Consider the following 14,517-nt stretch of genomic DNA (forward strand, 5'->3'; position numbering starts at 1 on the left):
AGCTTTAAGACCTCTCCTTGAATTGGCTTTTCCTGGCTCTGTTTCGATTTTCTGGCAAGGTGTTGGTGCTGATGCCCGTCCACGTCAGGTAGCTAATGGTATGCACTGGCGTGCGATGACTCATAGCGAACTTCCTAAAATAGGGGAGTGCTTATTTGCTGAGGTTATGAAAGTTCTTATCAACCAAATGGTACCTATCAAGAACCTCGATTTTGGCTCTGCAATAGAGGTTGTTAAACTTCCGATTGCAGATCTTAATGTAACAAAAGAAGACCTTCAAAAACAGTTAGATGAAGCAAAATATGAAATAACCAAAAACTGTATACGTAAAATGATTGCAATGGAAAAACTTCCTGAATATTTCCCAATGCCTATCCAGATGATTAGGTTTAATGAACAGTTTTCTTTAGTGGGGATAGCTGCTGAGGTTCTTTGCGGGCTTGGAGAAAAGGTTGGAGAAAAGATTTCAACAGAATATAAAATGGTTCTTGGGTATACCAATGGAGCACATATGTATCTGCCCTGTAAAGAAGAACTCAAGAGAGGTGGGTATGAAACTATGTCTGTGTATGACCTTCTGCCTTCTCCTCTTGCTCCAGAGATGGAAAGTGTTCTGACTGGTAAAACAGCAGAATTTGATGAAAAACTTAAGAAGTAAAATCTTTACGAAGAACGAAGATCTGACCTTTGTTTAAAGGAGGAAAGAATATGGGGAAAATTCTTATTGGTTGGGGTGAAAAAGATATAACTCCCAATGAAAAAGTAAACCTTTTTGGACATTTTGCAGAGAGGGTGACTGATAAAGTAAGGGACCCTATAACAGCAACTGCTCTTTTTATTGGAGACGGAAAAGATTATGCTATTATGGTATCTTGTGACGTGTGTATAATTGCTCAGGATGTGATTGATATGTGTAGAAAAGAGTTGAAGAAAGAAGTCCCAGAAATAGATACCAAAAAAGTCATCTTTAACGCAACCCATACACACGATGCGCCAGGGGTTGCTTCTTGGATATATCCACCTGTTCCCAAAGGTGTTATGTCTCCAGAGGAATATTCTGTGTTTTTTAAGGACCGAGTTGTAGAAGCCATAAAAGAGGCTTGGGTAGATAAAAAATCTGGAGGTGTTAGTTGGGCTTACGGGCAGGCAGTTGTTGGTCATAGCAGGCGAACCTGCTATTTTGAAAAAAGTGTTTCTAAAAAGAGTGCTCCGGGGGTGTTGACAGAAGGTTATAGCGTAATGTACGGAAAGACCGATAACCCTAACTTTAGCCATTTTGAAGGATATGTTGACCACGGAGTAGATATTCTGTTTACCTTTGATAGTAAAAAGAAGTTAACAGGGGTTATTGTTAATATTGCCTGTACTTCTCAAGAAACTGAAGGGTTGATGGAGATTTCTGCTGATTTCTGGCACGAAACAAGAAACGAACTTAGAAAAAAATTTGGTAAAAACTTAAAAGTGTTGCCTCAATGTGCTGCTGCCGGTGACCTATCGCCTCACTTGCTTATAGAAAAGAAGGCTAACGACAGGATGTTAAAACTTAAAGGTATTGATATGAGGCAAGAGATAGCAAATAGGTTATCTTATGCAGTTGAAGAGGTCTACCCTTATGCAAGGAAAGATATAAAGAAAGACCTCCCCTTTAAGCATAAGATGAAAAAAGTTAAACTTCAAAGAAGACAATTTAAGAAAGAAGAGATTAAAATATTAAAAGAAGATTACAAATCTCTTCTGGCAAAAAAATCTAAATCTCATAACGAGAAATATGTGAATTATATATATCTAAAAAGGTGTGAAGAGGCTTTGAACCGCTATGAACTACAAAAGACCGAACCTGAATATTCAACTGAGGTTCATACTGTAAGGATTGGAGATATTGTTATTGCAACCAACCAGTTTGAACTTTATTTGGATTTTGGGTTACGTATTAAAGCACGTAGCCCTTTTGTGCAGACATTTATTGTTCAGTTAAGTGGTGCTGGAACTTATGTGCCTACTGAGAAAGGTTTGCTTGGAAAAGGGTATAGCGCTTCTGTTTATGATAGTATTGTTGGTCCAGAAGGTGGGCAACAACTTGTAGAAGAGACCCTTAAATTGATGAAGTAGTTTGTACTGGTTTTCTTGATTGAATCTTCAAGGAGATAAATTTATGAAAAGGTTATTTTTATTGTTTGTTTTATCTATTCTTTTGACCTCATCTTTTCTTTCTTCGGCTGTGTTTGATGGGAAGACAAGTGGGGTTGAAATTCCTGTTGATATATCAGAAAAACTTGAAGGTGCATCAGGTGTAACTTTTTCATTATGGTTTAAAAGAAATCCAAAAGGGTTGAATAAACGTAGCGAAATGTTAAGCCTAAGCATTGTTGCAACCTATACCAAGGTAGGGATAGGTTTTTTATCTGATAACACCATACAATTTGGTGGAGCTACTGAACTGCTCGAGATTTTTAAGAACGTTAGAACTGTAAATAAGTGGACAGATACAAAATGGCACCATTTGGTGGGCGTATTGGACTTAAATAAAAAAGAAGCTCATATCTATGTTGATGGAGTTTTGCAGGAAGTAACAGGAGATATAAAAAATATAAAATCTTCTGTATTTCCCAAAAGAGCAGGGGAGAGAAATACTATTGGTGTTGATGTAGGATTAAAGTACTATTTTCTCGGGGAGCTGAAAGGTGTTGCTATTTATAAGAGGGCTTTAACAGAATCAGAAATAAATCTTCTAAACGTTATTGGAGAAAATATTACAGAATCAGAAATAGAGTCTTCTATATTTTTATGGAGAGGCGATGTTGAACCTTCTCTCTCAACTGCGGTTAAAAAAGAAGAAGAGATAGAAAAAATATTAAAGACACCTATTCTTGATGAAGTAAAAATGATAGAATTTTCTGGTTCATCGCAAGAGTTAGGAAAGTTGTGGGGAGGAATAACAAAAGATATTATTCAAAGGTCGGTTGCTAATTATATCAAATCAGCAGAAAAAAACAAAATTTCATTAGAACAACTTGAAAAAATTGCACAACCAAACAAAGATATTTTAAAAGAAATCGCTCCACACTGGATTGAAGAAAGAAGAGCAAGGGCAGAAGCCGCTGGAGTGTCTCCAGATATATATTTGCATTTTACCCTAAATTCTGGATTTATAGGTGCTCAACCGAGAGGTGCAAAATGGAATTTAGATTTAATTGAACACGAATGTACCTCTTATGCTGTGTCTGGGGAAAGTGCAGAAAATAATGGGACTTTTTACCATAAAACACGAGATAATACTCCGAGTATTCAGAGGGGGTATATTATGATAAAAAATACTCCCGGTGTGTACAAATATATTCAAGCAGGTAGTATAGCAGTTAATGAAAAAGGGCTTGCTCTCTCGAGTGATTTTGGCGGACCCAGACCAAAAACTCCAAAATATAGAGTAAGGGCTAATCTTCTGAATTATATTCTTGAAAAAGCTGAAAATTGTGAGGAAGCGCTTGCAATTCTGCAGAACTTTGTTGAGAAAGGGTGGCTTACAGGTGGTAGGATAGGGCAGAGGTGGACACTTGTTGACCGTTTTGGTAACATACTTGATGTTACAAATAGTTCAGATAAAGGTTCTGTTGAGTTCCAATTTATTAAAGGAAAACCTCATATCACAAGACCTTCAGCACAAAGGTTGTTAGAAACTAAAACTCCTATATCGTTTCTCACGTTCCACGATGTTGGTAGAGATACCCTTGTAAAGGCAAGTATCTCTGGTATGTCGGTTGATATACATCCAGAATACCCTGAGTACTTGACAATAGTTTGGATATGTTTCCCTGCTCGTTCTGTTCCTTTTCCGCTTTTTATGGGTGGTAAGAAAACTCCTTTAGCACTTTTTGATGGGACGGTTAACGATGTGGGTATAAACACTAATTTACCTCCTGATAAGTTGAGAAAACTTGAGAAAGTCTTGTATGAGGAAGGAAAAAAATTCCAAAACCAACTTTATAAGATGATAAAGGAAGGTAAAGAGAAAGAGGTTTCTGATGTTATAGATGAATGGGTAAAAAATTACACAAAACGTCATCTTAAAACTCTCGGAGCAATGAAATAAGAGGGGGGAAAATGAAAAAACTTTTTGAAGTTAAAGTTATTGATAAGAAAATATATGAGGAGAAGATAAAAGGTTTTCTACCAAAAAACATTGTTGATATACATACACACATTTGGCAAAAGAAAAGAACCAATAAGACAGATAAAAAATTGGTTAAATGGCCTTCAAGAGTGGCACCTAAAAACCCTGTTGAAGACCTTATTGAAACCTATAAATTGATGTTCCCTGATAAAAATGTTACTCCAATGATTTTTAGTAGTGGTTCAAAATCGAGTAATCTGGACACCCTAAATAGTTATGTTTCAAAGTCTGCAAAAAAATATGATTTTCCTTCGCTCTTATATACAAGGCCAGAATGGAGCGGTGAAGAGTTTGCTGAAAAATTGAAATCAGGCGGTTTTCTTGGAGCAAAACCATATCTAAATTTTTCGCCTGACTATATACCTAAAAACGAGATACGTATTTTTGATTTTATACCTCATCACCAACTTTCAGTCCTTAACCGTCTCTGCCAAATACTTGTACTTCATATCCCGAGGGATGCCAGATTAAAGGACCCTGTTAATCTATCTCAATTGCTTGAACTTGAAGAAAAGTACCCAAATATAAAACTTGTGGTAGCGCATGTTGGGCGGGCATACTGTGAAACTGATGTTGGAGACGCTTTTAAAATATTAGGTAAAACAGAGAATATGTGTTTTGATATTTCTGCTAACACCAACGCTACTGTCTTTAGACAGTTGATTGAAACAGTTGGACCTGATAGAATCCTTTTTGGTAGCGACCTTCCAATTTTACGTATGAGGATGCGACGTATTTGTGAAGATGGTATATATGTTAACCTTGTTCCTAAAGGGCTATATGGCGATGTTTCTAATGATAAAAATATGAGAGAAGTCGATGATATTGAAGCAAAAAAACTCACCTTTTTTCTATACGAAGAGATACTTGCTTTTATGGACGCTTCAAAAAAGACAGGACTGAAAAAGAAAGATATAGAGAAGGTTTTTTATACTAATGCAATAAATATAATTGAAAAAGCAAAGCAAGGACCAGCACAGCAGTTACATATGGTTTTTCCTGAAAAGAATTTCAAGAAAGCAGTTGTTCCTCCTCTACCTTCGGGGTATACTTTTCGTACTTACCAGCCAGGCGATGATAAAGGGTATGCTGAGGTAATGCAGAGCGCAGATTTTGAAAACTGGAACTATGTTTCAAGTGTTTTAAAAACCGCTCTACCAGAAGGGGTCTTTTTTATTGTCCATAAAAAGACAAATAAAATAGTCGCAACTGCTTGTGCTCAAAATTATCCTACAGATATTCACCCACAGGGTGGCGTTCTTGGATGGGTTGCTGTGAACCCAGAACATAGAGGTAAAAATTTTGGATATATTATTTCTATGAAAGCTGTTGAACGCCTTATCCAAGCAGGATATAAACATATATTTTTGCAGACTGACGACTGGCGACTTCCTGCAATTAAGATATATTTAAGGATGGGGTTTGAGCCGATGTACTACAAACAAGATATGAAACCGAGATGGGCTACAGTAAAAAAACAGTTGACAGTTAAAAAGTAACCCTATCTATTTTTTATAAAGGTAGAATAAAGATTTTACCATTCTCTTGAATCTGGTACCGGTAACCATTTTCCACCTTTTAATATTGATTGTTGGCTTACCAAACCTGGTAAAGTCATATCCATTGCTTCGTGTATGCCTATTGGACAAGGTCTTCTCCCATTGATTGCGTCCATAAAATCGAGCATTTCAAGAAAGTCTCCCCCGCCGTGCCCTGCTTTTTTAGCTATTTCTAAATGTTTTTTCCAGTTTGCAGGAAGAAATTCATCTTCAAGTTCAGAAAGGTCTTTCCATATATTCATATTTGAAGAAATGTTTCGGAGCCAAATTCTGTTTCTTTCGCCTTCTGCACGCGCAGATTCGTAACACCCGTCTGTTCCCTGTAACGAGTAATTATTCATTGCGTGCGGTCTGTCTGAAAGCATATCAACTCTTATTTTTACAAGCCCACCTTTTGACATTTTACAGAGCATAAGACAGGTGTCCTCGTTTTCATAATAATCTCCGCGAGGGTCTTTGTAGTGGTGCCCACTACCAACACAAGAAACAGACGCAACTCTGTCACCGTGCATCCATTGTAGGATTGGACCTAAACTGTGTGTACCATAAGTAATCCCGTTAATACCTGTCTGCCATTTTCTTCTCCACTTTGTAATTTCGTTTAAACCTTTCAACTCGTGGATATATTCTCCTTCAGCAAAATATATTTCCCCGAATAAACCTTTCCTTGCTATCTCTTTAACTATGGCGTTTGGCTTCATATAGGTAAAGTTTTCTGCCATCATATAAACCCCTTTAGATTCTTTTGCCACTTTAACAAGTTTTTTACATTCAGGAATAGATATACCAGCAGGAACTTCACTTAAAATATGAAGGTTCTTTTTTAAAGAATCTATTGCTTGAGGTACATGAAACGGCATCGGTGTAGCAACTATAACAGCATTAATGTCTGCTTTTTTAAGCATCTCTTTATAGTCAGTATATTTTTCGGAAGCACCAAAAAACAATCTCTTCTCCTCAAGTCTCTCTTCGTTAGTATCACATACAGCCTCAACTTTTAATCCTTTAAGAATATCTATTGCGTATTTAAAAGAACTACCCCTTTTTACAGCCCCAATAATTCCTATTTTAATTTCTTTTGCCATAATAATTCTTCTAATCTTTAAGTTGATATTTAAGTATAACCTCTTCTGGTTTGCTACCATTTTTTACAACATCTATTAATGCAGATTGAAAACTTGCTGGGTCAACAACCTGTATGGCGTTTCTGCCAAAGACAACTCCTTTAGCACCATCTTTTATCTCGTTATAAGCAAGTTTAAGAGCATCAAGTTGTGTAGGAAGTTTTGCTGCACCTAAAGCAAATATAGGGATAGGACATCCCGCTACAACTTCTGTAAAAGATTCTGTATAAAAGGTTTTTATCATATCTGCGCCAAGTTCAGCTATAATTCTGCATCCAATCTTTATTTCTTGAAACATCTCTGCAGAAGATTTTGTGTCGCTATATGCTGGGAAGTATTCCCCAATGACTGGTATCTCATATTTATGTGCTTCTGCTGTTAGTTTTCTAAATATTTCAACATTTTTTGCATCTCTTTTTTCGCTACCTGTGTTTAAAGTTAAAGATATAAGTGCTATCTCCCCACCCAAAGTAAGCATCTCTTCTGAAGAGAAAGCCTCCGCTGATGGTGATTCATTGTAGTTCCAATGGAAACAGTAAACAGTATTCCAATTTAGACGTGTGATTGCAAGAGGAGCACTCTTTTTTGCAAAGTAGTTGCCTGTATGTCTGAGCATACCAGGAGATATTAAAACTCCATCAACGTTTGGATTGATTTTTGAGACAGTCTCTTTAATATTTACCATACCCGGTATAGGTCCATCAAATTCTCCGTGGTCGCAGGCAACAATAACAACGTTACCTGAAGAGAATAGTTTTCCCATTTTTATTTCTCTATTTCTCATTTTATCTCCTTATAAAATCAAAAAGCATAAAAGTGAACAAAAGTAATTGTTTTCTTTAATAGTAACATTTAATAAAATGTTTTCAAAAATAATTTTGAAGTTCAATCTTATAATGATAAAATAACGAGAAATTATTAATTTTATGCTTTAGTAACCAAAAGAGAGGATAAAATGCCTAAAGAGATAAGGATTGGAGTTATTGGTGCAACAGGTAGAGGAAGGTTTGCTTGGGCAATGCATAACCCTGAAAACGGAGTATCTGTTGTAGCTGGTGCCGATATATATGAAGAAAAACTTGATATTTTTAGAGAACGGTTTGGCGAAAAAAATCTATTTACAACAAAAGATTATAGGCAACTTCTTGCTAAAAAAGACATAAATACTGTTTTTGTTACTTCACCTGATTTTATGCATGAGGAACACGCGGTTGCTTCTTTAGAGGCAGGTAAAGATATTTATCTTGAAAAACCTATGGCAATAACTGTTGAAGGTTGCGATAGGATATTGAGGGCTGCCTATGAGAACGGAAAAAAAGTGTATATAGGTCACAATATGCGCCATATGGCTGTTGTTAAAAAAATGAAAGAATTAATCGATAAAGGTAGTATCGGAGAAGTTAAAACGGCTTGGTGTAGACATTTTGTTGATTACGGAGGAGATGCATATTTTAAAGATTGGCATGCTGAAAGGAGTAAATCAACTGGGCTACTTCTTCAAAAAGGGTCTCACGATATTGATGTATTGCATTGGTTATGTAATGGGGTTACAGCAAGGGTGACCGCTGTTGGGGGACTTACTCTTTATGATAAAATTACTGACAGGCACCATCCTTCTGAAAGAGGTGATGCAAGATGGTCAAAATATAATTGGCCCCCAATGTCTCAAAAGGGGCTTAATCCAATTATTGATGTTGAAGATATTAGTATGATGTTAATGGTGCTTGATAATGGTATTTATGCCTCCTATCAGCAGTGCCATTTCACTCCAGATGGTTCAAGGAACTATACTTTTATTGGGACTGAAGGTCGTATTGAAAATTTTGGTATTAGCCCAGGTAGCGCTATTGTAAGATTATGGAATAGAAGAGGTAGCGCAAATCAATATGGTAACGAACAGCATTTTGTGCCTCACATTGTTGGGGGGCACGGGGGCTCTGATATAGGAATACTTGGTGAATTTTTAAATTATGTTAGATATGGAACTAAAATAACTACTTCCCCTATAGCCGGGAGGTATAGTGTTGCAGCGGGGTATTATGCAACCCAGTCGATACGAAATGGCAACTTACCTTATGATATACCAGGTTTACCTAAAGAAATTTATGATTATTTCAATAAAGACCTTCTTTAGAATATTTTGAAAGAAAATCCAACAGTTTTTAAATCTAAGTTATTAGTTTTATTTGATAATATTTAACTTTTGTCTATAATGGAATGTTAAGTCTATTTTTAAAATCTTTACAACAGTAATGGAGAAAAAATGGCTAAAATTGAAAAGAAGATTATAGAGGTAAAAATAAAAAACATTGAAGAGTTTAACCTTCCTTATTGGGAGATAGATTCTGGTAAAGAGGGGCCGTCTTTTTTGCTGACAGCAGCTTTGCACGGATGCGAAGTTATTGGTTGCGAAGTTTTGAGAAGGTTCTGTCCTATTGCGGGAGAAAAACTTATAAAAGGAAAGATCATTCTTCTACCTTTTGGTAATCCGCCAGCATTATGGAACCGAAGACACCATGTTTATTCAAGCTCAAACGAACCTAAGGGGCACGGGGTAGATAATATTCAAAGAGCTTGGCCTGGTAACCCTGATGGTCACGAGATTGAGCAGTTAGCTTTTATTATAAATGAAAATATTATTAAGCATGCAACTCATAACATTGATATGCACTGTTGGAGCCGTTTTAATGTTGCTGCTTCTGTCCCGGATAACGAAGAAAAGCAGATAAAATTTGCTCTTGCTGCTGCCTTGCCTGCAATAAATATTGTTGACAGGGTTCCAAAGCCTCCTCCCTGCTTTTTAAGTGGGCTTTTTAATTATACCGGAAGACTCTCTTTTTCAATGGAATTCTCCGGACAATATATGCTTTCAGAAAAAGAAATTAAGCTTGGTTTAAGAATGTTGACCAACTGCTCAAAATATCTCAAGATGTTTGACGGGGAACTTGAAGGTATGGATGAACCTGTGATGTATAGCGGAAAATCTGAAACAGCTGTTGTGAATGCGCCTATGAACGGTCTTTTTATTGAAAACGGTCTTTCTACTGGGGATTGGGTTAAAAAAGGTGACCTTCTTGGAACACTTTTTAGTGACGATACCCTTGATGTAGAGGAGATAAGAGCTCCAATAGATGGGGGGCTTTATACTTACGGATGTCATAGAAGAAACGCTGACGTTGACCTTGCCGCTCAACACCCTTATGCAGATAAGGGAGATGTTTTGGCAGTAATTATATCAGCAAGAAAGACGTAATGATAAATAAGGAGGGAAATGGATACATATTTTAAAGTTAGACCTTATCAATTAATGTGTATTTTTTGTAAGACTGAAGGCGGTTTTACGGATACTAAAGAGGATAAGAAATTAAAAAAAATAAAAGATGCAATAGCTGCCAACCCTGATATGCCAATAACTCTTGTGTGTAACGTAGCAAGTAATTTTTCTTACCAAAATCCCGGTTTAGAAGATGATACACCTGAAGGGGAACTATATAACAAAAAGAGAGATATTGATATACTTCAAAAGATGGGGCTTGTACCGGGAACAACTATGCCGGCTCGTTCTTTGTTACAAAAACTGTTAAAAAGTATTGAATCTTCCTCAGGTGTTTGTGGTTATGGAAATATGGATTCTAAAATATGGAAAGGGTGTAAGTTGGCAGATTCTGGCAACTATGAAAAAGCTCATAAAAAAGGTATATCTTTAATTGTTTCAGAGCGAAGTGAAAAAGAATGTTTAGATGCTAAAGAACCTTCAGTTAGAGAGATGTATAGCGCTAAAATGCTTTTAATAAGACCTCACCATCTTATGTGTATGGCTTGTTTTTCAGGTGGACCTCGAGGAGGCGCACCTATACAGGAGGACAACCTTTTTGAAGCAATAGATATTATACGTAAAAATCCAGAGATACCTGTAAAACTAATTGAAGGCCCTTGTATGGTCTGCTCACCGTGTAAGGTCTATCTTCCAGAAAAAAATATTTGTGTAGGCGGTTCTTCTATGGCTTTGCGAGACGAAAAGAAAGACCTGGACGTGTTACAAAAACTCGGTCTGAAGTATGGTGATGTTCTGTCTGGGAAAGAGTTATATCAAAAACTGTTTACTAAAATTAAATCAACTAAAGAAATTTGTGGATTTGGGGATGGCATAGCACGTTCTTATGAATGGACAGGGTGTGGTATGGATGGTTATCCAGTATATGAAAAAGTAAGAAAAGAAGGCATGAAAATACCCGGTTTAAAAATTAAAGAGTAGCGTCTTTTAAAAGGAGGCTTTAATGGCTAAAATAACTTTTATAGGGGCTGGTAGTTTAGGTTTTACAAGAGGGCTTGCGATAGACCTTCTCAATTTTCCTCTTATGAAGGATGCAACCATAAGCCTTATGGATATTGATGAAGAGCGACTCGAGTATGCAAGAAGAAGTGTACAGCATATTATTGACCTTGGTAAGTTTCCTGCTAAATTGGAAGTAACTACCGATAGGAAAAAAGCATTAAAAGGTGCTAACGCTGTTTTGTGTACAATCTTATCTGGCGATGTTGATGTATGGCGCTACGATATAGAGATACCAAAAAAGTATGGTATCGATACAAATATCGGCGATACAAGAGGGCCGTCTGGAATTTTTAGAGCCTTAAGAACTATACCAGTAATGCTTGATATATGTAGAGATATTGAAAAGGTGTGTCCTGATGCTATCCTTCTTAACTATACCAACCCAATGGCGATGCTTTGCCGGGCTATGCAGAAAGAGACAGACGTAAAAGTGACTGGTTTATGTCATAGTGTCCAAGGTACTGCTGAAATGCTTGCCCGATGGATAGGGGTTGATATGAAACATATAACTTTTGTTTGTGCAGGGATAAACCATCAGTCGTGGTATGTTGAGTTTAAAAAGGATGGAAAAGATGCTTACCCATTAATTCGGAAAGCTTTAAAAAAGAAAGAGATTTATTGGGAGAGTGCTGTAAGAAACGAGATGTTCCTTGCTTTGGATTACTACGTAACTGAATCGAGCGGACATAACTCTGAATATAACTGGTGGTTTAGGAAACGGCAGGATTTAATAGATAAATTCTTTCCAGAGAAAGATGGAAAACCTAACTCTGGTGAGTACGGTCGTATATTAAAGGCGTACTTGCAAAGAAAAATAGACTGGAAAGATAGGATAGATGATTGGATAACAAAAATAGAAAAGAAGGATGTTCTTAGAACAAGTCACGAGTACGCTTCAAGTATTATAAACGCATATCTTGGTGGTACTCCTTTTCTCTTTAATGGAAATGTTCCTAATACGGGCATCATCTCAAATCTACCTAACGATGTTTGTGTGGAAGTACCTGTTTTAATAAACAAACGTGGTTTCAATTCTATTCACGTTGGTGCTTTACCTCCTCAGTGTGCGGCTTTAAACAATATAAGTATTGCTGTTGAAGAGATGGCTGTTGAAGGTATTCTTACTGGTGACCCAGTAAAAATCTTTCAAGCAATATGTTACGACCCTCTTACTGCGGCAGTCCTTTCCCTTGAAGAGATAAGAAAAATGGTGAATGAAATGTTTGAGAAGAATAAAGATTTTATGCCTCAATTTAAAAAGAAGAAGGTATAAGAAAGGAATAAAATGGAATTTAACAGACTATTAAAAGATAAAAAGGAACGGATAGGAAAGGTTAACCATCTTAGAGTAGGAACAAGTAAAATAGTTGAAAAAAAAGATACAGTTGAACTTCTTGAAAATCTGATTAATAGTTATGATAGGGTTTGCCTTGAAGGAAACAATCAGAAGCAGGCAGATTTTCTTGCTAAAGAATTATGTAAACTAAATCCACAAAAGGTGAATAACCTACATATGGTTCAATCTTCGCTTGTGTTGGAAGAACATTTGGATGTTTTTGAAAAAGGTATAGCTTCAAAGGTGGATTTTGCTTTTTCGGGTCCTGTAAGTAAAAGGTTGGCAGAGTTGGTTAGCGAAAAAAAAATTAACCTTGGTGCAATACATACCTATCTCGAATTACATTCAAGGTATTTTCTTGATTTATCTCCAAGAGTATCTCTTGTTGCAGGTATGTATGCTGATAAAGATGGCAACCTGTATACAGGACATAACACCGAAGATACCCCAACCATTTGTGAAGCGACGGCTTTTAAGCAAGGAATAGTTGTTGCGCAGGTTAAAGAGATAAGAGAAAATTTGCCGAGAGTAGATATCCCTGCAAGTTGGATAGACATTGTTATTCCAACAGATGAAGAACCTTATGTAGAACCACTTTTTACCAGAGACCCAGAAAAAATAACAGAGTTACAGATTTTTCTGGCGATGCTTGTAATCAAAGGAATATACGAGCCATACAAAATAACTTCTCTGAACCACGGTATAGGTTACGCTCCTCAGGCGATAGAACTCTTGTTGCCGACGTTTGCGAAACATCTTAAAGGTAAAATTTGTACCCATTGGGCGTTAAATCCTCATCCTACGTTAATTCCAGCAATAGAAGAAGGGTTTGTAGAGAATATACATTCTTTTGGTAGTGAGCCTGGGATGGAAGATTACTGTAACCAGAGGCAAGATATATTTTTTTGCGGTGAAGATGGTACAATGCGTTCTTCAAGAACCTTTTGTCAACTTGTGGGTCTTTATGGTATAGATTGTTTTTTGGGAGCGACTCTCCAGATAGACAAGTTTGGTAATAGTTCAACTGCAACTAAAGGTAGAATAGCAGGGTTTGGTGGTGCTCCTAACCTTGGAAGCAACGCTCCCGGTAGAAGACACGAAACTTACGGGTATATGAAAGCGGGAGAAGAAGATAATCTCTTACAGGATGCAGTTGGTGGATACCCAAGAGGTAGAAAGATTGTGGTCCAACTTACACCAACTATAAGCGAAAAGAGACAGATCCCTGTTTTTGTTGAAGAACTCGACGCTGTGTCATTGTGGAGAGAAAAGAAGTTTAATACTCCACCTGTTATGATATATGGAGATCAGATAACCCATATAGTAACAGAGAAAGGGATAGCCAACCTTCATAAATGTTCTGACTTGAACGAAAGAATGGCAGCTATAAGAGCAATTGCTGGGGATACGCCTGTTGGTAGGAAGGAGGATTGTGAGGAGACAAAAGGACTAATAAAAAGACAGATAGTTGTTACACCAGAAGATTTGAAATTAAATATGAGTGACGCAAAAAGAGACCTTCTTGTTGCAAAAAGTTTTGATGATATTATAAGGTTTTCCGGCGGACTTTACAAAGTTCCAAACAAGTGTTTAACAAAATAAAATAGTTGGCTAAAAAAAATGTGTCTATTTATTTTGCTCAAATCATAAATTCTGGTATAATGTATAGGTTGATTAGGGGATATAGCTCAATTGGGAGAGCGTCCGCCTTGCACGCGGAAGGTTACGGGTTCGACTCCCGTTATCTCCACAGAAAAAGTGTGGCTGACAGTTTGCAGAAAACGTAAAAAGAAATGACTGTCGAAGCCGTAACCTTAAAAGGGTTTGGTGATAAAAAAGTATGAGGTGTTTACTCACTCTGGTACTACGGTGCATACAACTTCTACGCTACAATCGGGCACTCTGAGAACTCACCCTTCTGCATAGAAGACATCTCCGAAGGGCTTAACAGGCTCAGAGTAGGGGAACAAAAGGCTTAAACCTTTTGTTAACAG

Annotated in this window: 11 protein-coding genes and 1 tRNA gene; 10 read left to right on the forward strand and 2 right to left on the reverse strand. The window is 37.0% G+C overall.

All coding sequences use genetic code 11. The annotated features are described in order from the left end of the window. The 4 genes from M0P98_07520 to M0P98_07535 form a co-directional block, all read left to right on the forward strand. The coding region (locus M0P98_07520; GenBank protein ID MCK9266705.1) for a hypothetical protein at positions 1–658 on the forward strand (658 nt) is incomplete at its 5' end. Between the two features lie 50 nt (positions 659–708). Continuing rightward, positions 709–2,109, forward strand: coding sequence for a neutral/alkaline non-lysosomal ceramidase N-terminal domain-containing protein (locus M0P98_07525; GenBank protein MCK9266706.1), 1,401 nt, complete (start codon positions 709–711; stop codon positions 2,107–2,109). Between the two features lie 43 nt (positions 2,110–2,152). Next, positions 2,153–4,087 carry a carcinine hydrolase/isopenicillin-N N-acyltransferase family protein gene (locus M0P98_07530; GenBank protein ID MCK9266707.1) on the forward strand — a complete coding sequence of 645 codons (1,935 nt, stop codon included), beginning with the start codon at positions 2,153–2,155 and terminating at the stop codon, positions 4,085–4,087. 11 nt (positions 4,088–4,098) lie between these two features. Further along, on the forward strand, positions 4,099–5,667 hold the full coding sequence (locus M0P98_07535) for a GNAT family N-acetyltransferase (protein MCK9266708.1): 1,569 nt from the start codon (positions 4,099–4,101) through the stop codon (positions 5,665–5,667). A gap of 35 nt (positions 5,668–5,702) precedes the next feature. On the opposite strand, the gene M0P98_07540 is transcribed toward M0P98_07535, so the two are convergent. Both M0P98_07540 and M0P98_07545 read right to left on the reverse strand, forming a co-directional pair. Next, positions 5,703–6,812 carry a Gfo/Idh/MocA family oxidoreductase gene (locus M0P98_07540; GenBank protein MCK9266709.1) on the reverse strand — a complete coding sequence of 370 codons (1,110 nt, stop codon included), beginning with the start codon at positions 6,810–6,812 and terminating at the stop codon, positions 5,703–5,705. A gap of 10 nt (positions 6,813–6,822) precedes the next feature. Next, the gene (locus M0P98_07545) at positions 6,823–7,635 is read right to left on the reverse strand and encodes a hypothetical protein (protein ID MCK9266710.1); all 813 of its coding nucleotides are present in this window, start codon (positions 7,633–7,635) and stop codon (positions 6,823–6,825) included. Between the two features lie 171 nt (positions 7,636–7,806). On the opposite strand from M0P98_07545, the gene M0P98_07550 reads away from it, so the two are divergent. The 6 genes from M0P98_07550 (at position 7,807) to M0P98_07575 (ending at position 14,273) form a co-directional block, all read left to right on the forward strand. Further along, complete coding sequence (locus tag M0P98_07550) at positions 7,807–8,985, forward strand: Gfo/Idh/MocA family oxidoreductase (GenBank protein MCK9266711.1); 1,179 nt, start codon at positions 7,807–7,809, stop codon at positions 8,983–8,985. A 129-nt stretch (positions 8,986–9,114) separates the two neighbouring features. Beyond that, complete coding sequence (locus M0P98_07555) at positions 9,115–10,104, forward strand: succinylglutamate desuccinylase/aspartoacylase family protein (protein MCK9266712.1); 990 nt, start codon at positions 9,115–9,117, stop codon at positions 10,102–10,104. An 18-nt stretch (positions 10,105–10,122) separates the two neighbouring features. Next, on the forward strand, positions 10,123–11,106 hold the full coding sequence (locus tag M0P98_07560; GenBank protein MCK9266713.1) for a DUF1284 domain-containing protein: 984 nt from the start codon (positions 10,123–10,125) through the stop codon (positions 11,104–11,106). A 22-nt stretch (positions 11,107–11,128) separates the two neighbouring features. After that, the gene (gene melA, locus M0P98_07565; GenBank protein MCK9266714.1) at positions 11,129–12,460 is read left to right on the forward strand and encodes an alpha-galactosidase; all 1,332 of its coding nucleotides are present in this window, start codon (positions 11,129–11,131) and stop codon (positions 12,458–12,460) included. A gap of 12 nt (positions 12,461–12,472) precedes the next feature. Further along, on the forward strand, positions 12,473–14,125 hold the full coding sequence (gene mdcA / locus M0P98_07570) for a malonate decarboxylase subunit alpha (protein ID MCK9266715.1): 1,653 nt from the start codon (positions 12,473–12,475) through the stop codon (positions 14,123–14,125). A 75-nt stretch (positions 14,126–14,200) separates the two neighbouring features. Further along, positions 14,201–14,273: transfer RNA gene (locus M0P98_07575), tRNA-Ala, on the forward strand. The last annotated feature ends 244 nt before the right edge of the window (positions 14,274–14,517 follow it).

The sequence above is a fragment of the bacterium genome (assembly GCA_023230585.1).
In the GTDB taxonomy this organism is placed as follows: Bacteria; Ratteibacteria; UBA8468; order B48-G9; family JAFGKM01; genus JALNXB01.

Coding starts and splice junctions, on each gene's coding strand:
- M0P98_07525 (MCK9266706.1), top strand. CDS start 709: ATGGGGAAAATTCTTATTGGTTGGGGTGAAAAAGATATAACTCCCAAT.
- M0P98_07530 (MCK9266707.1), top strand. CDS start 2,153: ATGAAAAGGTTATTTTTATTGTTTGTTTTATCTATTCTTTTGACCTCA.
- M0P98_07535 (MCK9266708.1), top strand. CDS start 4,099: ATGAAAAAACTTTTTGAAGTTAAAGTTATTGATAAGAAAATATATGAG.
- M0P98_07540 (MCK9266709.1), bottom strand. CDS start 6,812: ATGGCAAAAGAAATTAAAATAGGAATTATTGGGGCTGTAAAAAGGGGT.
- M0P98_07545 (MCK9266710.1), bottom strand. CDS start 7,635: ATGAGAAATAGAGAAATAAAAATGGGAAAACTATTCTCTTCAGGTAAC.
- M0P98_07550 (MCK9266711.1), top strand. CDS start 7,807: ATGCCTAAAGAGATAAGGATTGGAGTTATTGGTGCAACAGGTAGAGGA.
- M0P98_07555 (MCK9266712.1), top strand. CDS start 9,115: ATGGCTAAAATTGAAAAGAAGATTATAGAGGTAAAAATAAAAAACATT.
- M0P98_07560 (MCK9266713.1), top strand. CDS start 10,123: ATGGATACATATTTTAAAGTTAGACCTTATCAATTAATGTGTATTTTT.
- melA (MCK9266714.1), top strand. CDS start 11,129: ATGGCTAAAATAACTTTTATAGGGGCTGGTAGTTTAGGTTTTACAAGA.
- mdcA (MCK9266715.1), top strand. CDS start 12,473: ATGGAATTTAACAGACTATTAAAAGATAAAAAGGAACGGATAGGAAAG.